At 70.4% G+C, this 17,643-nt stretch carries 17 protein-coding genes, 1 tRNA gene and 1 other RNA gene; 9 read left to right on the plus strand and 10 right to left on the minus strand.

Annotated elements, in window-relative coordinates; translation table 11 throughout:
• Positions 1-2: 2 nt before the first annotated feature.
• Complete coding sequence (locus MICNX66_RS08995; RefSeq protein WP_187661592.1) at positions 3-242, minus strand: SPOR domain-containing protein; 240 nt, start codon at positions 240-242, stop codon at positions 3-5.
• Between the two features lie 81 nt (positions 243-323).
• On the opposite strand from MICNX66_RS08995, the gene ppgK reads away from it, so the two are divergent.
• Positions 324-1,070 (plus strand): polyphosphate--glucose phosphotransferase, encoded by a 747-nt coding sequence (ppgK, locus tag MICNX66_RS09000; RefSeq protein WP_025103605.1) that lies wholly within the window; start codon positions 324-326, stop codon positions 1,068-1,070.
• Positions 1,071-1,145: 75 nt separating this feature from the next.
• On the opposite strand, the gene rnpB is transcribed toward ppgK, so the two are convergent.
• The 4 genes from rnpB to MICNX66_RS09020 form a co-directional block, all read right to left on the minus strand.
• Positions 1,146-1,502, minus strand: an RNA gene (gene rnpB, locus MICNX66_RS09005) — RNase P RNA component class A.
• A gap of 24 nt (positions 1,503-1,526) precedes the next feature.
• Positions 1,527-3,227 (minus strand): bifunctional 3'-5' exonuclease/DNA polymerase, encoded by a 1,701-nt coding sequence (locus MICNX66_RS09010; protein WP_187661593.1) that lies wholly within the window; start codon positions 3,225-3,227, stop codon positions 1,527-1,529.
• 22 nt (positions 3,228-3,249) lie between these two features.
• A complete protein-coding gene (locus MICNX66_RS09015; protein WP_187661594.1) occupies positions 3,250-3,987 on the minus strand; it encodes a zinc ribbon domain-containing protein in 738 nt (245 codons plus the stop codon).
• Positions 3,988-4,024: 37 nt separating this feature from the next.
• The gene (locus tag MICNX66_RS09020) at positions 4,025-4,408 is read right to left on the minus strand and encodes a YchJ family protein (protein WP_187661595.1); all 384 of its coding nucleotides are present in this window, start codon (positions 4,406-4,408) and stop codon (positions 4,025-4,027) included.
• A 99-nt stretch (positions 4,409-4,507) separates the two neighbouring features.
• Here MICNX66_RS09020 and MICNX66_RS09025 point away from each other — a divergent pair, with 99 nt between their 5' ends.
• On the plus strand, positions 4,508-5,347 hold the full coding sequence (locus MICNX66_RS09025) for an aldo/keto reductase (RefSeq protein ID WP_187661596.1): 840 nt from the start codon (positions 4,508-4,510) through the stop codon (positions 5,345-5,347).
• Between the two features lie 11 nt (positions 5,348-5,358).
• Here the strand turns inward: MICNX66_RS09025 and MICNX66_RS09030 are convergent, their stop codons facing one another.
• The gene (locus tag MICNX66_RS09030; protein ID WP_187661597.1) at positions 5,359-6,195 is read right to left on the minus strand and encodes a helix-turn-helix transcriptional regulator; all 837 of its coding nucleotides are present in this window, start codon (positions 6,193-6,195) and stop codon (positions 5,359-5,361) included.
• A gap of 100 nt (positions 6,196-6,295) precedes the next feature.
• On the opposite strand from MICNX66_RS09030, the gene MICNX66_RS09035 reads away from it, so the two are divergent.
• The gene (locus MICNX66_RS09035; RefSeq protein WP_187661598.1) at positions 6,296-7,060 is read left to right on the plus strand and encodes an SDR family oxidoreductase; all 765 of its coding nucleotides are present in this window, start codon (positions 6,296-6,298) and stop codon (positions 7,058-7,060) included.
• 31 nt (positions 7,061-7,091) lie between these two features.
• On the opposite strand, the gene MICNX66_RS09040 is transcribed toward MICNX66_RS09035, so the two are convergent.
• The 3 genes from MICNX66_RS09040 to MICNX66_RS09050 all read right to left on the minus strand — a co-directional run bounded on the left by MICNX66_RS09040 (position 7,092) and on the right by MICNX66_RS09050 (position 9,098).
• Positions 7,092-8,045, minus strand: a complete 954-nt coding sequence (locus MICNX66_RS09040; protein ID WP_187661599.1) for an L-lactate dehydrogenase — start codon at positions 8,043-8,045, stop codon at positions 7,092-7,094.
• 64 nt (positions 8,046-8,109) lie between these two features.
• Positions 8,110-8,997, minus strand: coding sequence for a TIGR01777 family oxidoreductase (locus tag MICNX66_RS09045; protein ID WP_187661600.1), 888 nt, complete (start codon positions 8,995-8,997; stop codon positions 8,110-8,112).
• A 28-nt stretch (positions 8,998-9,025) separates the two neighbouring features.
• Positions 9,026-9,098, minus strand: a tRNA-Val gene (locus tag MICNX66_RS09050).
• A 153-nt stretch (positions 9,099-9,251) separates the two neighbouring features.
• On the opposite strand from MICNX66_RS09050, the gene aceE reads away from it, so the two are divergent.
• From aceE to MICNX66_RS09080, 6 genes are all read left to right on the plus strand, one after another.
• Positions 9,252-11,978 carry a pyruvate dehydrogenase (acetyl-transferring), homodimeric type gene (gene aceE, locus MICNX66_RS09055; RefSeq protein WP_187661601.1) on the plus strand — a complete coding sequence of 909 codons (2,727 nt, stop codon included), beginning with the start codon at positions 9,252-9,254 and terminating at the stop codon, positions 11,976-11,978.
• Positions 11,979-12,009: 31 nt separating this feature from the next.
• Complete coding sequence (locus tag MICNX66_RS09060) at positions 12,010-13,206, plus strand: PucR family transcriptional regulator (protein WP_187664166.1); 1,197 nt, start codon at positions 12,010-12,012, stop codon at positions 13,204-13,206.
• Positions 13,207-13,302: 96 nt separating this feature from the next.
• Positions 13,303-14,223: an ACP S-malonyltransferase gene (locus MICNX66_RS09065; RefSeq protein ID WP_187661602.1), complete on the plus strand. Its 921-nt coding sequence runs from the start codon at positions 13,303-13,305 to the stop codon at positions 14,221-14,223.
• Positions 14,220-15,221, plus strand: a complete 1,002-nt coding sequence (locus MICNX66_RS09070; protein ID WP_187661603.1) for a beta-ketoacyl-ACP synthase III — start codon at positions 14,220-14,222, stop codon at positions 15,219-15,221. Before MICNX66_RS09065 ends, MICNX66_RS09070 begins: the two co-directional genes overlap by 4 nt.
• A gap of 69 nt (positions 15,222-15,290) precedes the next feature.
• Positions 15,291-15,539, plus strand: coding sequence for an acyl carrier protein (locus tag MICNX66_RS09075; protein ID WP_017202249.1), 249 nt, complete (start codon positions 15,291-15,293; stop codon positions 15,537-15,539).
• Positions 15,540-15,636: 97 nt separating this feature from the next.
• Positions 15,637-16,875 (plus strand): beta-ketoacyl-[acyl-carrier-protein] synthase family protein, encoded by a 1,239-nt coding sequence (locus tag MICNX66_RS09080; RefSeq protein ID WP_187661604.1) that lies wholly within the window; start codon positions 15,637-15,639, stop codon positions 16,873-16,875.
• Positions 16,876-16,960: 85 nt separating this feature from the next.
• On the opposite strand, the gene yczE is transcribed toward MICNX66_RS09080, so the two are convergent.
• A complete protein-coding gene (gene yczE / locus MICNX66_RS09085; protein WP_187661605.1) occupies positions 16,961-17,638 on the minus strand; it encodes a membrane protein YczE in 678 nt (225 codons plus the stop codon).
• Positions 17,639-17,643: the final 5 nt, after the last annotated feature.

Genomic DNA, 17,643 nt, shown 5'->3' on the forward strand with positions numbered 1-17,643 from the left:
GGCTACTCTGCGCCCTGGCCCTTCTCCGCACCGAAGCCGCTGGTGGGCTTCGCGTCCCAGCCCTGCTCCGCGGCCTCTTCCTCGGCCCAGGCGCGCGACCGCTCCTTGAGCACCTCGGGGGCGCGGTGCGCCTCGGCCTCCGTGTCGAACGGACCGATGCGGTCGATGGACGGCGAGAGCATGCCGAACTCGACCTCGCCCGTGGCGGAGTTGTACCAGTACTTGTGATCGCCGTCGGTCATGGCTGCTCCTTCTTCCCGCGAGCGGTTGGGGTGATGTCATCGATCCTACTGGCGTGCACCGTGGTCGCTAAGCTATCGGCCATGGCAAAAGCGATCGGCGTCGACATCGGCGGCACGGGCATCAAAGCGGGAATCGTCGACCTCGAACACGGCACCATGGCCTCGGATCGGGTACGTGTGCCCACTCCGGCCGGCGCGGCGCCGGAAGACGTCCTGGTCGCGGTCCAGACCGTCCTGAAGACGCTGGACGTGCACGAGTCGACCCTTCCGCTCGGAGTGGCGTTCCCCGCGATCGTCAAGCGCGGGAAGACGCTGTCCGCCGCCAACGTCTCGAAGGAGTGGATCGACTTCGATGCCGAGCGCTTCTTCCGCGACGGCCTCGGCCGGAACATCGTCTTCGTGAACGACGCCGACGCCGCCGGCGTCGCGGAGGCCCGCCACGGCGCGGCGCGCGACGTGCTCGGCTTCACGCTGCTGACCACACTCGGCACCGGGATCGGCTCCGCGTTCCTGTACGACGGCGTCCTGCTGCCGAACACGGAGCTCGGACACCTGAACTTCCGCGAGTACGAGTCCGTCGAGACGTATGCGGCCACCTCGGCGCGCGAGCGCGAGGGCCTGAGCTGGGAGGAGTGGGCCGAGCGCCTGCAGGCGTTCTACTCCCACATCGAGTTCCTGTTCAGCCCCGACCTGTTCGTGGTCGGCGGCGGCGTGTCGAAGAACGCGGGCGACTTCCTGCCGCTGCTCGACCTGAAGACGCCGATCGTCCCCGCGATCCACCGCAACAACTCCGGCATCATCGGCGCGGCCTCGCTCGCCGGCGACTGACCCTTCGACGGGCTCAGGGACCCAACGAGAGAAGGCCCCGATGACGGGAGTCATCGGGGCCTTCTGTGTTCGGGGCGAATGGGCCGACCTGTACGCCGGGTTCTGTTCCGGGGTTCTTCGCCCCTTCGACGGCCATCTCTCTCGGCGACACGTTGCCGTGCCGCTCCAGCGGTCTACCCGAGGACTCGGCGAGCCGCGTCATCATCCTCTGTCTGACCTTGCTCCGGGCGAGGTTTACCTGGCGGGCCGTGTCACCACGGTCCCCGGTGGTCTCTTACACCACCCTTTCACCCTTACCCCTCGCGGGGCGGTCTGCTCTCTGTGGCACTATCTCGCGGATCACTCCGGGTGGGTGTTACCCACCGCCCTGCCCTGTGGAGCCCGGACGTTCCTCGGTGCGGTTGCCCGCCACGCGACCGTCCAGTCGACCCATTCGCCCCTCCAGTCTACGGGGCCTCACTTCTCCGCGGAGTCCGCGATGCGCAGGTCGAGGGGCACGTCGATCGGAAAGGTGCCGAACAGGCGGGTCGTCGCGACGGCGGCGGCCTCGCGGACGGCGTCGGCCGCGGCCTCCGCGTGCTCCTGCGGCGTGTGCAGGATGACCTCGTCGTGCAGGAAGAACGCCAGGTGCGGTTCCCGGGCGAACGGCCCTGACGCCTCCGCGGCGCCGAAGACCTCGGGGAGCTGCGCCAGGCGGTGGCGGATCTCCGCGAGCCAGATGAGCGACCACTCGGCCGCGGTGCCCTGGACGATGAAGTTCCGGGTGAAGCGCCCCCACTCCCGCGCGCGGCGGCGGGCGAGGGAGACCACGGCGGGGTCGGCATCGGCGCCGGTGGCGTCGGCCTGCAGCCGCATCCACTCCGTGGACGGACGCGGCGAGGAGCGACCGAGCCAGGTCGAGACGATGCCGCCGTCCTCCCCCACGCGCGCCGCGTCGTCGACGAGCGCCATCGCGCGCGGGTACACCTTCCGCAGCCGGGGAACGAGTCGCCCGCTGTCGCCGCTGGTGGCGCCGTACATCGCTCCCAGCACCGCGTACTTCGCCTCCTCGCGCGTCGCGACGGCACCGGACGCGACGACGCCGGCGTAGAGGTCGCCACCACGCGCCGCGTCCGCCATCGCCTCGTCGGACGCCATGGCCGCGAGCATCCGCGGCTCGAGCTGGGCGACGTCCGCGACGACGAGTGCCCAGCCCGGATCCGCGCGTACGGCGGGGCGGAGGTTGCGCGGCAGCTGCAGCGCACCGCCGCCGGCCGATGCCCACCGTCCGGTGACGACGCCCCCGGGGATGTACACCGGACGGAAGCGGCCGTCCTGGACCCATTCCGACAACCAGGTCCAGCCGTTCGCGCTGAGCAGGCGAGACAGCTTCTTGTAGGCGAGGAGCGGTTCGATCACCGGGTGCTCGTGGGCGGACAGCTCCCACTTGCTCGTGGACTCCACCGACACGCCGACACGGTGCAGGGCCCGCAGCAGCTTCGGCTGACTGTCCAGATGCAGCGTGGGGTCGTCGAGCAGGGCCCGCACCTCGTCGCCGCGTTCCACCATCCGTCGGGGCAGCCCGCCCGCTGCCGGACGCGCACCCAGCGTCTCGGTGAGGATCGCGTCATGCACCCCCGCGTCCCAGGGCAGCCCCGCGACGCGCATCTCCTCGGCGATCAGCCCGCCGGCCGACTCCGCAGCGCAGAGCAACGTCAGGCGGCCGTCCGTTGCCTCCGCCATCACGTTCCGCTGCGCGCGGTACTGCTCGAGCGCCGCCGTGATCGCGTCTTCGCCCGACTCCTCATCGAGGACGTCGAACAGGGAGGGGGTGGTGTCGACCGGGTCGCGACGCTCCCAGCCCGCGGCCGGGGGCAGCGGGGTGTTCACCATGGCGGTGTCGCGCAGGATCGCATGGCAGAGGACGAGGTCGTGGCTGCGCGTGATCCGGACCCCGGCGTTCAGCAGCAGCGCGTAGATCTCCGCCGCACTGCGGATGATCCATCGCGGCGTGTCGGCGGCTTCGACCTCAGCCACCCAGCCGGCGAGTTCGGACGCGGGGAGGAGGGTGCGCTGCTGCTCCTCGTCATGCTCGTCCAGCTCGATCGCGGCGTACTCCCCCGCACCGAGGCCGATCAGCGCGAGACGTCGCTCCGGGCCCGACGCCGGCACCGTCACGGGCGGTGCGCGCCGGATGCGCTCACGACGAGAGTCCCGACTCCTCAGCGCGCACGAGGATGCAGCCGCACTCGGGGCACGAGACCACCTCGTCCTCTGGCGCGCGACGGATGTCGTTGAGATCGGTGCCGGGGAGCATCATCCGGCACCCCTCGCACGTACCGCGGGTGAGGAGCGCGGCTCCGGCGCTGTTCACGGCGCGGCGATCATACTCCGCGAGCAGGGGCGCGGGAACCGTGGCGGCGACGGCCTCCCGGTCGCGCGCGAGCTGGGCGCCGAGCTCGGTCGCCGCAGCGACGTCGGCCTTGCCCTGGGCGGTGAGAGCGCTGCCCTCCGCGGTCGTCGCGTCCAACAGGGCCTGCTGCGCGGCCACGGCGGCGTCGGCCTCCTCGACCCGGCCCATGATGTCGAGCTCGGCATCCTCGAGGTCGCTCAGGCGCTTGGCGAGGCTGGCGAGCTCGTGCTCCAGGGCCTGCGCCTCCTTCGGATTGGTGGCTGCCGCGAGGCGCTGGGCATCGCGGTCGCGGCGCTGCTCGGCGAGCGCGACATCGGACTCCAGCCGCGAAAGCTCCGTGCGGGCGTCATCCCTGGCACCGGTCAGAACCGTGAGCTCACGGAGCTGCTCCTGCCGGATGGCGACGAGTTCGGCGATCCGGCCCGCCTGGCTCGGCCGGGTGCGGGCTCGTTCCGCCTGCGCGATGCGCCGGTCGAGGTCCGCGATGTCGAGCAGGGTGCGCTGGTTCTCCGGGGTGGCGTTCACGCTCTCAAATCTAGTCGCTGCCGGGCCGAGCGCCGCATCACCGGATGTCGCCGTCCACGTAGAACCACGTCCGGTCCTCCCGGACGAAGCGGCTGCGCTCGTGCAGCGATCCGCGCGTGCCGCCCTGACGCCAGAAGGCCTCGAACTCGACCACGCCCACAGTGTCGAAAGGGCCGCCCGCCACGCGATCCACGATCACCAGCCGCCGCCATTTCAGGGCCGCCTCGAAGGTGATCGCCTCCGGACGCGTATCCGGGTGCCAGGTGCGGAGCAGGTACGGCCCGTCCTCCCGTACGAACGCCGTGTACCGCGAGCGCATCAGCCGCTCGGCGGTCGGCGCCGGGGCACCGTCGAGGAGGGGTCCGCAACAGGCGGCGAAGGTGTCGCCGGAGGCACAGGGGCAGCGGGCGGACTCCGTCATGAGAGCGCGACGATCAGGGTCATGCCTGCCAGCATCGCGCGGAGGGCCGCGACCCGCCAACTCGCTCTACGCTGGAGGCACGCCAACGGAGGAGCAACGATGACCACTGTCCCCACCTTCCGCGCCCACAACGGCTTCACCCTGCCGGCTCTCGGCCTCGGGACGTACCGCCTGAACGGCGACGCCGGAGCGGATGCCGTCGCCCAGGCCCTCCGTGCCGGATACCGGCTCGTTGACTCGGCCTTCAACTACGAGAACGAGGGCTCTGTCGGGCGCGGCGTCGCATCCGCAGGCATCCCCCGCTCCGAGGTCATCGTGACGACGAAGCTCCCCGGACGGCACCACGCCCGCGCGACGGCGACAGCCAGCATCGAGGAGAGCCGCTCACGCCTCGGCCTCGATGCGACCGACCTGCACCTCATCCACTGGCCGAACCCGAGCCAGGACGAGTACGTCGAGGCATGGACGGCTCTCGTGGACGCTCAGGCGCGCGGCGTCGTCCGCCAGATCGGCGTCTCGAACTTCCTCCCTGAGCATCTCGAGCGCATCGAGCGGGAGACAGGGGTCCGACCGGTCGTGAACCAGATCGAGGTGCACCCGTACTTCCCGCAGGAGGAGCAGCTGGCGTATCACAGCGAACGCGGCATCCTCACCGAGGCCTGGAGCCCGCTGGGTCGCGCGCAGGCTCTCCTCGACGAGGATGTCGTCCGCGAGGTGGCCGCCGCTCACGACATCACCCCGGCGCAGGCCGTCCTCGCCTGGCACGTGGCCAGAGAGACCGTCGCGATTCCAAAGGCATCCTCCGCGGCGCATCAGGCCGCGAACCTCGCCGCGGCCGCCGTGGTGCTCGATGACGCGGAGGTCGCTGCGATCACGGCGCTCGGACGCGCAGACGGGCGCCTGTTCGACGGTGACCCCGCGGTGCACGAAGAATCCTGAGTCACGACCGCTCAGACGCTCTGCGTGCCGAGGACGCGCAGGAACTCCAGCTTTCCGGCGGCCTCGCTGCCCGGCTGCGCCGTCAGGACGATGAGCGCCTGTGACTCGTCCTCCGTGAACAGCGCCTGACAGTCCACCTCGATCTCCCCCAGCTCCGGGTGGACGATCACCTTGTGCTGCTCGAAGCGACGGGCGACCTCGTGGGCCGCCCAGAGCTGCACGAACTCGGGGCTGCGCTCCGACAGGTCGGCCACGATCTCCCCGGCCCGCGACCGCGCGCCCATCGTTCCGTACGCCGCGCGCAGCGCCGCCACCAGTGCCCGGGACTGCCGGGGGTGATCGACCTCCCGGTACCGGCGTCGCTCCTCGTCCGGTCGCGCGAACCAGCGATGGATGCCGCTCCGGTCAAGGCCGGTCAGGGCGCTCGCGTCACCGATCAACGCCCGCGAGGCGTCGTTCTGCACCAGCACCTCGTCGAGAGGCGAGACCACGAACGCCGGGGTGTCGTGCAGACGATCGAGCACGCGGAGGATGCCGGGGCGGACGTAATCGGTGACCACCGTCCGATCGGGTGCGCTGAGCCCGCTCAGTCGATACAGGTAGTCGCGCTCGTCGGATGACAGACGCAGGGCACGAGCGAGGGCGGCGAGGATCTGCGCGCTCGGCTGCGGGCCCCGACGCTGCTCGAGACGTGTGTAGTAGTCCGTCGACATGGTCGCCAGCTGCGCGACCTCCTCCCGCCGCAGTCCCGCCGTCCGCCGACGCGGCCCCTCAGGCAGCCCCACATCGGCGGGACGGAGCGCCTCCCGACGGCGCAGGAGGAAGTCGGCCAGGGCATCGCGATCCATCCGTGCAGTATCCCCCGGACACCGGACGGGATCCAGGGACCGCCGATCCCCCGATCAGCCCTCTCTGGAACGGCGCCGGTGCAGCGCCGAGGCTGAGGTCATGGACATCACCGGAAACACCATCTTCATCCCCGGCGCGACGAGCGGGATCGGTCTGGCGCTGGCACTCCGACTGCAGGAGCGCGGCAACACCGTGATCGTGGGAGGGCGACGAGAGGACCGGCTGGCCGCGATCGCCGCCGAGCATCCCGGACTCCGCACCGTCCGCATCGACACCACGGACCCGGGAAGCATCGACGAGGCCGCGGCCGCGGTCCTCGTCGCGCACCCGACGCTGAACGTGCTCATCACGATGGCGGGCATCATGCGCGCGGAGGACTGGACCACGCCGGCCGGCTTCCTGTCCACCGCCGAGGAGACCGTCACGACGAACATCCTCGGCCCGATCCGTCTCATCGCCGCCTTCATCGAGCACCTGCGAGCCCAGCCCGCGGCGACCATCATGACCGTCTCCTCCGGTCTCGCCTTCGCGCCCCTGAAGGTCACGCCCACGTACAACGCGAGCAAGGCGGCGATCCACATGCTCAGCGAGTCGCTCCGGCTCCAGCTCGCGGGGACGACCGTCGCGGTGCAGGAGCTCGAACCGCCGGCGGTGCGCACGGATCTCATGCCCGGGCACGCGGAGAACGATGCTGCTCTGCCCCTCGACGCGTTCATCGACGAGGTCATGTCCCTCATCGAGACCCAGCCCGACGCGACCGAGATCCAGGTCGAGCGGGTGAAGTTCCTCCGCTACGGCGAGGCTCGTGGCGACTACGACGAGGTCGTCGCGGTGCTCAACCGCACCGATCCGCACGGTCGGTGAACGCGGTGGATGGCCGGCCGCCCCACCGCCGTCACGCCTGCAGGGATGCGGCGACCGCGGTGAGCGCGTCGGCGGACTCCCGCAGCAGTCCGAGCTCCCGATCCGAGAACGCGGTCGTGCGGATCGGCACGGCGCCGGCGGCGCTGACGATCGACGGAACGGACAGGGCGACGCCGTCGATCCCGTGGAAGTCGTGGAGCACTGTGCTCACCGGCATCACCGCATGCTCGTCCCGGAGGATCGCCTCCACGATGCGCGCGCTGGAGAGTCCGATCGCATAGTTCGTGGCGCCCTTCCCCTGGATCACCTTGTAGGCGGCGTCGCGGACGTCGACGGCGATCTCGTCCAGCTCCTCCAGGGTGAAGCGCGGGTGGTCCGGGGTCTCCCAGTCGAGGATCGGGACCGTGCCGATCGTCGCCCGCGACCAGAGCGGGAACTCGGTGTCGCCGTGCTCTCCGATGATGTGGGCGTGCACGCTCGCCGTGGACACTCCCGCCCGCTCCCCCAGCTTCCAGCGCAGCCGAGACGTGTCGAGCACGGTGCCCGACGCGAAGATGCGCTCCGGCGGCAGTCCGGTCTCCTGCTGCGCGATGACCGTGAGCACGTCGCACGGGTTCGTGACGATGACGTAGACGGCGTTCGGCGCGACGGCGAGCAGCTCCGGCATCATGCGCCGGATGATGCCGGCGTTCACCCCGGCGAGCTCGGTGCGCGTCTGTCCAGGGTTCTGTTTCGCTCCCGCGGTGATGACCACGACATGGGAACCTGCGGCCACGGAGATGTCACTTCCGCCGATGATGTCGCTGCTGCCCGTGAACTGCGTGCCGTGCGCGAGGTCCAGCACCTCGGCCTCGACCTTCTCGGTCGCGATGTCGTACAGGGCGACGTGGCGTGCCGAGCCACGGATGAGCGCGGCGTAGGCGACGCTGGACCCCACGCTTCCCGCGCCGACGACGGTGAGCTTCGAGTTCTCGATGATCTCCATGCGCCCATCCTGACAGCGCGGGCGCTGTGACGGCAGGGGTCTCGCCGGGAGAATCGCAGCGTCATCACACCGCCGCGGCGACCGCCTCTGCTGCGGTCCGATGGGTGAACCGGAAGCCGGACTGCTCCAGCACTTCCGGCCGCACATTGGCGTCGGGAAGCAGCAACGACTCGGCGGCATCGCCGAGGGCGAGGCGCAACGCCCACCGGGGAGCGGGCAGCCAGAACGGCCGGTGCATCCGCTGCGCGAGCGCGCGGCCGATCTCATTGGCTGATGCCCTCGTGGGTCCGGCGAGATTGACGGGCCCCGCGAGCTTCTCATCGAGGACATGGCGGATGCCGCGCACCTCGTCCTCCAAGGAGATCCACGGCCAGATCTGCGTGCCCGTCCCCAGAGGGCCGGCGACGCCGAGCTTCGTGAGCGTGATCATCGGACGGAGCACACCCCGGCGATGGATCACCGGTGCCGTCCGCAGCAGGGCGACCCGCGTGTGGTCCTCGGCGCGCCGCGCCGCGGTCTCCCACCGCACGGTGAGGTCGGCGAGGAAGGTGCTGCCGGGTCCGGAGTGCTCGGTGAGCACCTCGCCCGGCGCCGATCCGTAGTACCCCACGGCCGAGGCGGAGAGGAATGCCGGCGCGTCGGTGCGCAGGGCGCGCAGCGCGGTGGTGAGGGTGTTCGTCGCGTCGAGCCGCGATTCGACGAGTTGACGTCGATACCCGCGCGTCCACGGCAGGCGTCCGACGCTCGCACCGCCGAGGGCCACGACGGCCTCGGCGCCGGCGAGAACATCCGGGTCGAGGGCTGCGTCGCCCGGCGCCCACTCGACCTCGCCCTCCGCCTGCGGGGCCCGTCGCACCAAGGTGCTCACGTCGATCCCGTCGGCGCGGAGCGCGGCGGTGAGCGCGGATCCGATGAGGCCCGATGCCCCACTGATGACGATGCGTCGCTCCATTGCCGCTCCCCGCTGCAAACGATACGGGTGGGCCCTGCCGGGATCGAACCGACGACATCCACGGTGTAAACGTGGCGCTCTACCAGCTGAGCTAAAGGCCCTGGTGCGCTCAGTCTATCCGGGCGCGGATGCGCACCCGTGTCGTGGAAGAGGGCTAGGCTGAGGTCGGCGCGCGTTGTGCACGGCCGACAAGGCTGCCCGTGTCGCTTCCCGTTTCCTTGGCATGACCTGCCAGCTTGACGAAAGGTTCCCCCGTGACCGTCCACGACCAGGATCCGTACTCTCAGGGCCCCCTCGACAGCGATCCGGAAGAGACCGGTGAGTGGCAGCAGTCGCTCGACGAGCTGGTGGACGCCAAGGGCCACGGCCGCGGGCGCGAGATCATGCTCAGCCTGCTCAAGCGCTCCAAGGAACTGCACCTGAACGTGCCGATGGTTCCGACCACCGACTACATCAACACCATCGCCCCGGAGAACGAGCCCGAGTTCCCCGGCGACGAGGAGATCGAGCGCCGCTACCGCGCCTGGATCCGCTGGAACGCCGCCATCACGGTGCACCGCGCCCAGCGCCCCGGCATCGGCGTCGGCGGTCACATCTCGACCTACGCGTCCTCCGCGGCGCTGTACGAAGTGGGCTTCAACCACTTCTTCAAGGGCGCGGACCACCCCGGTGGTGCCGACCAGATCTTCATCCAGGGCCACGCCTCCCCCGGCACCTATGCCCGCTCGTTCCTCGAGGGTCGCCTGACCGAGGACCAGCTCGACGGCTTCCGCCAGGAGAAGTCGCACGCGCCGAACGGCATCCCTTCGTACCCGCACCCGCGCCTCATGCCGGAGTACTGGCAGTTCCCGACGGTGTCGATGGGTCTCGGCCCGATCAACGCCATCTACCAGGCGATGTCGAACAAGTACCTCGAGAACCGGGGCATCAAGGACACCTCGCAGTCGCACGTCTGGGCCTTCCTCGGCGACGGCGAGATGGACGAGGTCGAGAGCCGGGGTCAGCTCCAGGTCGCCGCGAACGAGGGTCTCGACAACCTCACCTTCGTCGTCAACTGCAACCTGCAGCGCCTCGACGGCCCGGTGCGCGGCAACGGCAAGATCGTCCAGGAGCTCGAGTCGTTCTTCCGCGGCGCGGGCTGGAACGTCATCAAGGTCGTCTGGGGCCGGGAGTGGGACGACCTGCTCGCCCGCGACACCGAGGGCGCGCTGCTCAACCTCATGAACGTCACCCCCGACGGGGACTACCAGACGTACAAGGCCGAGTCCGGCGCCTACATCCGTGAGCACTTCTTCGGCCGCGACGAGCGCACCGCCGCCCTGGTCAAGGACTACTCCGACGACGACATCTGGAACCTGAAGCGCGGTGGCCACGACTACCGCAAGGTCTACGCCGCCTTCAAGGCCGCGACCGAGCACAAGGGCAAGCCGACCGTCATCCTCGCGAAGACCGTCAAGGGCTACGGGCTCGGCCCGCAGTTCGAGGGCCGCAACGCGACCCACCAGATGAAGAAGATGACGCTGGACAACCTCAAGACGTTCCGCGACGCGATGCACATCCCGATCACGGACGCGCAGCTCGAGGAGAACCCCTACCTGCCCCCGTACTACAACCCGGGACCGCAGGACGAGACGATCCAGTACATGCTCGAGCGCCGTAAGGCCCTCGGCGGCTTCCTCCCGGAGCGCCGTTCGACCCACGTGGGCCTCTCCCTGCCCGAGGACAACGCCTACGCGCTGCCGAAGAAGGGCTCCGGCACGCAGGAGATCGCCACGACCATGGCGTTCGTCCGCCTGCTGAAGGACCTGCTGCGCTCGAAGGAGTTCGGCCACCGGATCGTGCCGATCATCCCCGACGAGGCGCGCACGTTCGGCATGGACGCGTACTTCCCGACCGCGAAGATCTACAACCCCAACGGCCAGCACTACACCTCGGTCGACCGGGAGCTGCTGCTCGCCTACAAGGAGAGCCCGCAGGGCCAGATCGTCCACGTCGGCATCAACGAGGCCGGCGCCGTCGCGGCGTTCACCGCAGCGGGCACCTCGTACGCCACGCACGGCGAGCCGCTGATCCCGATCTACATCTTCTACTCGATGTTCGGTTTCCAGCGCACCGGCGACGCCCAGTGGGCGGCCGGCGACCAGATGGCCCGCGGCTTCATCATCGGCGCCACCGCCGGACGCACGACCCTGACGGGTGAGGGCCTCCAGCACGCCGACGGCCACTCGCACCTGCTCTCCTCCACCAACCCGGCGACGGTGTCCTACGACCCCGCGTACGGCTACGAGATCGCGCACATCATGCGCTCCGGTCTCGAGCGGATGTACGGCGGGCAGCACGAGGACCCGAACGTCATGTACTACCTCACCGTGTACAACGAGCCGATGGTGCAGCCCGCCGAGCCGGCCGACGTGGACGTGGACGGCATCGTCCGCGGTATCCACCGCGTCTCCATCGGCGAGGGCGACGGCCCCCGTGCGCAGCTCTTCGCCTCCGGCGTCGGTCTGCCGTGGGCGCTCGAGGCGCAGGAGCTGCTGAAGAAGGACTGGGGCGTCGTCGCCGACGTGTGGTCGGTCACCTCGTGGACCGAGCTGCGCCGTGACGGCCTCGCCGCCGACGAGCACAACTTCCTCCACCCGGAGCAGGAGCCGCGCACCGCGTACCTCACGCAGAAGCTCCAGGGCGCCGAGGGTCCCGTCGTCGCGGTCAGCGACTTCATGCACGCCGTGCAGGACCAGATCCGCCCGTGGGTTCCGAACCGCTTCGCCACGCTCGGCGCCGACGGCTTCGGGTTCTCGGACACCCGTGCCGCGGCACGCCGCTTCTTCAAGATCGACGGACCGTCGATCGTCGTGCGCACGCTGCAGGCACTGGCTGAGGAGGGCAAGGTCGACCGCGGCCTCTCCGCTCAGGCCATCGAGAAGTACCGCCTGCACGACGTGAACGCCGGCACGAGCGGCAACGCAGGCGGCGAAAGCTGAGCCCTCGGTGACAGCTGCCTCCGCCGCCGGCATGGACAAGGCCGCCACGCTCACCTGGCTCCGCCGGATCTCCGGTGACATCGCCACGGTGACGATCAAGCGGCTGGAGGACACCCTCCCCTGGTACGCCGACATGCCACCGGCCCGCCGCTCCGCGGTCGGGCTGGTGGCGCAGGCGGGCATCACGTCATTCATCCAGTGGTACGACGACCCCACGTCCACCCCATGGATCGCCGCGGACATCTTCGCCGCCGCTCCCCGTGAACTGCTGCGGAGTGTGAGTCTGCAGCAGACGCTCCAGCTCATCCGCGTCACCGTCGAGGTGACCGAGGAGCGGGTCGCGGGCAAGGGCGCGGATCTCCGAGAGGCCATCCTGCTCTACTCGCGGGACGTGGCGTTCGCGGCGGCCGACGTCTACGCCCGCGCCGCCGAGGCCCGCGGCCTCTGGGACGCACGGCTCGAAGCGCTCGTCGTCGACTCGATCCTCACCGGCGAGGCCGACGAGGAGCTGCCCAGCCGGATCGCCGCGCTCGGGTGGCACGGTCACGGGGAGGTCGCTGTCCTCGTCGGGACCACGCCCCCGCAGTTCGACGTCGATCTGGTGCGCCGCACCGCGCGCAAGCTCGCGGTCGACGTGCTCATCGGGGTACAGGGCTCGCGACTCGTCCTCGTGCTCGGACGCGCGCGCGTCGAGGGTCAGGAGGGCGAGGACGAGGAGCTCGGGTTCCAGGAGATCGCCACGCGTCTGGAGCCCTCGTTCGGCCCGGGCTTCGTCGTGCTGGGCCCGGCGGTCGCCGCCCTCGTCGACGCCAGCCAGAGTGCTCGTGCGGCCCTGGCCGGATTCGCCGTCGCCCGGGCCTGGCGCGGCGCACCGCGGCCCGTCGAGGCCGACGACCTGCTCCCCGAGCGCGCCCTCGCCGGCGATCCGCTCGCGAAGCAGACCCTCATCGAGCGCATCTACCGCCCGTTGCAGGCGCACTCGACCGACCTCGTCACGACGCTCTGGAGCTACCTGGACAACGGCCGGTCCCTCGAGGCGACGGCCCGCGAGCTCTTCGTGCATCCCAATACCGTGCGCTACCGCCTCAAGCGGGTGAGCGAGGTCATCGGGTGGGACGCGACCGGGCCCCGCGAGGCGCTCATCCTGCAGACCGCGCTCATCCTCGGCTCCATCGGAGCCGCGGAGCAGGTCCGGCGCCGTTCGCCGCTGCGTCGCCCTCCGCGCTGACCGAGACGGCGAACCTGTGCGCCACACACAAGGGATCCGCGCAATCTTGTGATGGATCATCCACCGTTCTGCCGCGATCGTTGGCAGACTGGGTGGGTGATTGTCGTCGTCTGCCCTGGACAGGGCTCGCAGACCCCCGGATTCCTCGCCCCCTGGCTCGAGCTCGACGGAGTGGAGGAGCGGCTCGCCGCCTACTCCGAGGCCGCGCAGGTGGATCTCCGCATGCACGGCACCGAATCGGACGCGGACGCCATCCGCGACACGCGCGTCGCCCAGCCGCTGATCGTGGCCGCCTCCCTCGTCGCCGGTGACGCTCTCGTGGCCGCCGCCGGTCGCCGCGCGGACGGCATCGCCGGGCACTCCGTCGGGGAGATCGCCGCTCTCGTCGGCAGCGGTGTCCTGGACGCCACGACCGGCATGCGCCTCGTCGGCATCCGTGGGCGGGCGATGGCGGATGCCGCGGCACAGACCCCGACCGGGATGAGCGCGGTCCTCGGCGGCGACGAGGAGACGCTCCTCGCCCGACTCGCCGAGCTCGGCCTCGCGCCGGCGAACTTCAACGGCGGCGGGCAGATCGTCGTCGCCGGCCCTCTTCCGGCCCTGGCGGCCCTCGCCGAGGAGCCGGTCAAGGGCACGCGCGTGGTGCCGCTCCAGGTCGCCGGCGCGTTCCACACCGACTACATGTCCTCCGCCGTCTCGGTTCTGCGCGACGCTGTGGCCGATGTCCAGCCGGCCGACCCCGAGATCACGCTCTGGACCAACCGCGACGGCTCCGTCGTGACCGACGGAGCGACGGCGCTGGACTACCTCGTCGATCAGGTCTCCTCCCCCGTGCGGTGGGACCTCTGCATGACCTCCTTCGCCGACGCCGGCGTGACCGGCGTCATCGAGCTCGCCCCCGCCGGCGCCCTGGTCGGTCTCGCCAAGCGCGGCCTGCGCGGCGTGCCGACGGTCGCCGTGAAGACCCCCGAAGACCTCGAAGCCGCCGTCGCGCTGCTGAACGGAGAAGCCGCATGACCGCCTCCCTCGCCCAGATCGCCGGGCCCGCCTACACCCGCATCTACGCCTTCGGCGCGGCTCGCGGCGAGAACGCGGTGCCCAACGAAGACCTCATCGGGCCCATCGACTCGAGTGACGAGTGGATCCGGCAGCGCACCGGCATCATCACGCGCGTCCGGGCCGACAAGGCGACGGACGCCATCGACCTCGCGACCGAGGCGGCGGCCGAGGCCATCGAGAAGTCGGGTGTGCCGGCCGACCAGGTAGACCTCGTCATCGTCGCGACCATCAGCAACCCGAAGCAGACGCCGTCGGTCTCCGCGATCGTGGCGGACCGCGTCGGCGCCAACCCCGCTGCGGCGTACGACATCAACGCGGCCTGCGCCGGCTACGCGTACGCGGTGGCGCAGGCCGACGCGCTCATCAAGGCCGGTGCCGCCCGCCACGCCCTCGTGATCGGCACGGAGAAGCTGTCCGACGTCGTCGACCCCACGGACCGCAGCATCTCGTTCCTCCTCGGCGACGGCGCTGGCGCGGCTCTCATCGGCCCGAGCGACACGCCGGGCATCGCCCCTGCCGTCTGGGGCAGCGACGGCTCCAAGGCCGACGCCGTCGGCATGAACGGCACCCTCACCGACTTCCGCGACGGCGTGGTGCCGTGGCCGACGCTCCGCCAGGAAGGTCCGACGGTCTTCCGCTGGGCGGTCTGGGAGATGGCGAAGGTCGCCCGCGAGGCGCTGGAGAAGGCCGGGATCGAGGCCTCCGACCTCGCCGCCTTCATCCCGCACCAGGCGAACATGCGCATCATCGACGAGTTCGCCAAGCAGCTCGGCCTTCCGGAGACCACCGTCATCGCCCGTGACATCGAGACCACCGGCAACACGTCGGCCGCCTCGATCCCCCTCGCCAGCCACCGCCTCATGGCCGAGCACCCGGAGCTCTCCGGCGGCCTCGCCCTGCAGATCGGCTTCGGCGCCGGCCTCGTCTTCGCGGCCCAGGTCGTCGTCCTCCCCTGAAGACGCGCCGACCTTCCCTAGACTGTTCCACGGTTCCGAATACAACCCGTAAGAAAGAGGAAGACCACCATGGCTTTCACCAACGATGAGGTCCTCGCCGGCCTCGCAGAGCTGATCACCGACGAGACCGGCATCAACGCCAGCGAGGTCGCCCTGGAGAAGTCGTTCACGGACGACCTCGACATCGACTCGATCTCGATGATGACGATCGTCGTCAACGCCGAGGAGAAGTTCGGCGTCACCATCCCCGACGACGAGGTCAAGAACCTGAAGACCGTCGGCGACGCCGTCAACTTCATCGTCGCGGGCCAGGAGTAATCCCGGCAGGATGCCACCCTCGCCCCGCGCGAGGCGTGGCATCCTCCGGCCCTGCCCATCCCCCGCACGAACTCGTTTCGACAAGGAACCACACCTCATGACCAAGCGCATCGTCGTCACCGGCATCGGCGCCACCTCCGCCATCGGCGGGACGGCCCCGGAGAACTGGGACAACCTCCTCGCCGGTGCCTCCGGCGCCCGCACGATCGAGCACGACTGGGTGCAGGAGTACGACCTCCCCGTCACGTTCGCCGCCTCTGCGAGCGTCCGTCCGGAAGAGGTGCTGCCCCGCCACGAGGCGAAGCGTCTCGACCCGTCTTCGCAGTTCGCCCTCATCGCGGCGCGCGAGGCCTGGGCGGACGCGGGCTCGCCAGAGGTCGCTCCCGAGCGCCTCGGCGTCGACTTCGCGACGGGCATCGGCGGCCTGTGGACGCTGCTGGACGCCTGGGACACGTTGCGTGAGAAGGGCCCGCGCCGGGTCATGCCGCTGACCGTGCCGATGCTGATGCCGAACGCGGCCGCCGGCAACCTGTCGCTGCAGTTCGAAGCCCGGGCCTACGCGCAGACCGTGGTCAGTGCCTGCGCCTCCAGCACCGAGTCGATCATCCACGCGTTCCACCACCTTCAGGAGGGCCTGGCCGACGTCGTCATCGCCGGTGGCACCGAGTCGGCGATCCACCCGATCACGATGGCCGCCTTCGCCTCCGCGCAGGCGCTGTCGCGTCGTAACGACGACCCGGCCCACGCCTCGCGACCCGGCGCGATCGACCGCGACGGCTTCGTGATGGGCGAGGGTGCCGCCGCCCTCATCCTCGAGACCGAGGAGCATGCCAAGGCCCGCGGCGCGAAGATCTACGGCTACATCCTCGGAGGCGGTGTGACCGCCGACGCCTACCACATCACCGGCAACGACCCCGAGGGCAAGGGTGCGGCGCGTGCCGTCGTCCAGGCACTCGAGGAGGCCGGCATCACCCCCGACCAGGTGACGCACATCAACGCCCACGCGACCTCGACCCCGGTCGGGGACCCCAACGAGTACGTCGCGCTGAAGAACGTCTTCGGCGACCGGATCGACGAGATCCCGGTGTCGGCGACCAAGGCGTCGACCGGACACCTGCTGGGCGGCACAGGAGCGCTGGAGGCGATCTTCTCCCTCCTCGCGCTGCGGGACCGCGTGGCCCCGCCGACGATCAACATGACCGAGCCGGACCCGGAGGTCCCCTTCCGTCTGTCCGGAGAGGCGGCTCCGCTCGGTGACGGCCCGCAGATCGCCATCAGCAACTCGTTCGGCTTCGGCGGACACAACGCCGTGCTCGTGCTGGGCGGCGTCGACTGACCGCTTCCGCATGCACGACGAAGGCCCCCGGGATGTGAACCGGGGGCCTTCGTCGTGCGCGGTCCGCTCTGGCCCGTCGACAGGCTCAGGGACCCAGGGGCGCGCTCGCCCGGACGGCAAGGCGCTGCGAACGCTCCCGACGTCGGCGCTCGATGCGTGGGAGGAACCAGCCGATCAGCGGACCGACGCCGAATGCGAACAGCACGGTGCCGACGCCGACGGGGCCGCCGAGCAGGAAGCCGACCAGCAGCACGGAGCCCTCGATGACCGTCCGGGCCAGCCAGACCGGCCACCTGGTCACTCGCACGAGGCCGGTCATGAGTCCGTCGCGCGGTCCGGGACCGAAGTCGGCCGCGATGTAGAGACCGGTGGCGAACGCCAGCAGTACGAGTCCGAACACGAACATGGGGGCCCCGACCCACACGGACGGCGGAGCAGGCAGCACGAGGAGCGTGAGATCCGCGAACGGGCCGATGAGCAACGCGTTGAGCAGGGTGCCGAGGCCCACCCGCTGACGGAGCGGGATCCACAGCAGCAGGACGACGATCGAGATGAGCACCGTGACGACCCCGTACCCGAGTCCCGTCCAGCCCCCGACGCCCAGCGACAGGACGTCCCAGGGCGCGACGCCGATGCCGCCCCGCACCATGAAGCCGAGGGCGACACCGTAGAGGAAGAGCCCGCCCACGAGCTGCGCGAGCCGCTCGACCAGGTCCCGACGGCTGGTCGCGGTGAAAGGCAGGAAGACGGCACGGAAGAGCATCTCTC

This window comes from Microbacterium sp. Nx66 (assembly GCF_904066215.1).
In the GTDB taxonomy this organism is placed as follows: Bacteria; Actinomycetota; Actinomycetes; order Actinomycetales; family Microbacteriaceae; genus Microbacterium; species Microbacterium meiriae.

Excerpts from the sequence above, each read along its gene's own strand:
- MICNX66_RS09070 (WP_187661603.1), top strand. The coding sequence starts at position 14,220 with ATGACCGCCTCCCTCGCCCAGATCGCCGGGCCCGCCTACACCCGCATC.
- yczE (WP_187661605.1), bottom strand. The coding sequence starts at position 17,638 with ATGCTCTTCCGTGCCGTCTTCCTGCCTTTCACCGCGACCAGCCGTCGG.
- ppgK (WP_025103605.1), top strand. The coding sequence starts at position 324 with ATGGCAAAAGCGATCGGCGTCGACATCGGCGGCACGGGCATCAAAGCG.
- MICNX66_RS09080 (WP_187661604.1), top strand. The coding sequence starts at position 15,637 with ATGACCAAGCGCATCGTCGTCACCGGCATCGGCGCCACCTCCGCCATC.
- MICNX66_RS09060 (WP_187664166.1), top strand. The coding sequence starts at position 12,010 with ATGGACAAGGCCGCCACGCTCACCTGGCTCCGCCGGATCTCCGGTGAC.
- MICNX66_RS09075 (WP_017202249.1), top strand. The coding sequence starts at position 15,291 with ATGGCTTTCACCAACGATGAGGTCCTCGCCGGCCTCGCAGAGCTGATC.
- MICNX66_RS09045 (WP_187661600.1), bottom strand. The coding sequence starts at position 8,997 with ATGGAGCGACGCATCGTCATCAGTGGGGCATCGGGCCTCATCGGATCC.
- MICNX66_RS09025 (WP_187661596.1), top strand. The coding sequence starts at position 4,508 with ATGACCACTGTCCCCACCTTCCGCGCCCACAACGGCTTCACCCTGCCG.
- MICNX66_RS09030 (WP_187661597.1), bottom strand. The coding sequence starts at position 6,195 with ATGGATCGCGATGCCCTGGCCGACTTCCTCCTGCGCCGTCGGGAGGCG.
- MICNX66_RS08995 (WP_187661592.1), bottom strand. The coding sequence starts at position 242 with ATGACCGACGGCGATCACAAGTACTGGTACAACTCCGCCACGGGCGAG.
- MICNX66_RS09035 (WP_187661598.1), top strand. The coding sequence starts at position 6,296 with ATGGACATCACCGGAAACACCATCTTCATCCCCGGCGCGACGAGCGGG.
- MICNX66_RS09040 (WP_187661599.1), bottom strand. The coding sequence starts at position 8,045 with ATGGAGATCATCGAGAACTCGAAGCTCACCGTCGTCGGCGCGGGAAGC.
- MICNX66_RS09020 (WP_187661595.1), bottom strand. The coding sequence starts at position 4,408 with ATGACGGAGTCCGCCCGCTGCCCCTGTGCCTCCGGCGACACCTTCGCC.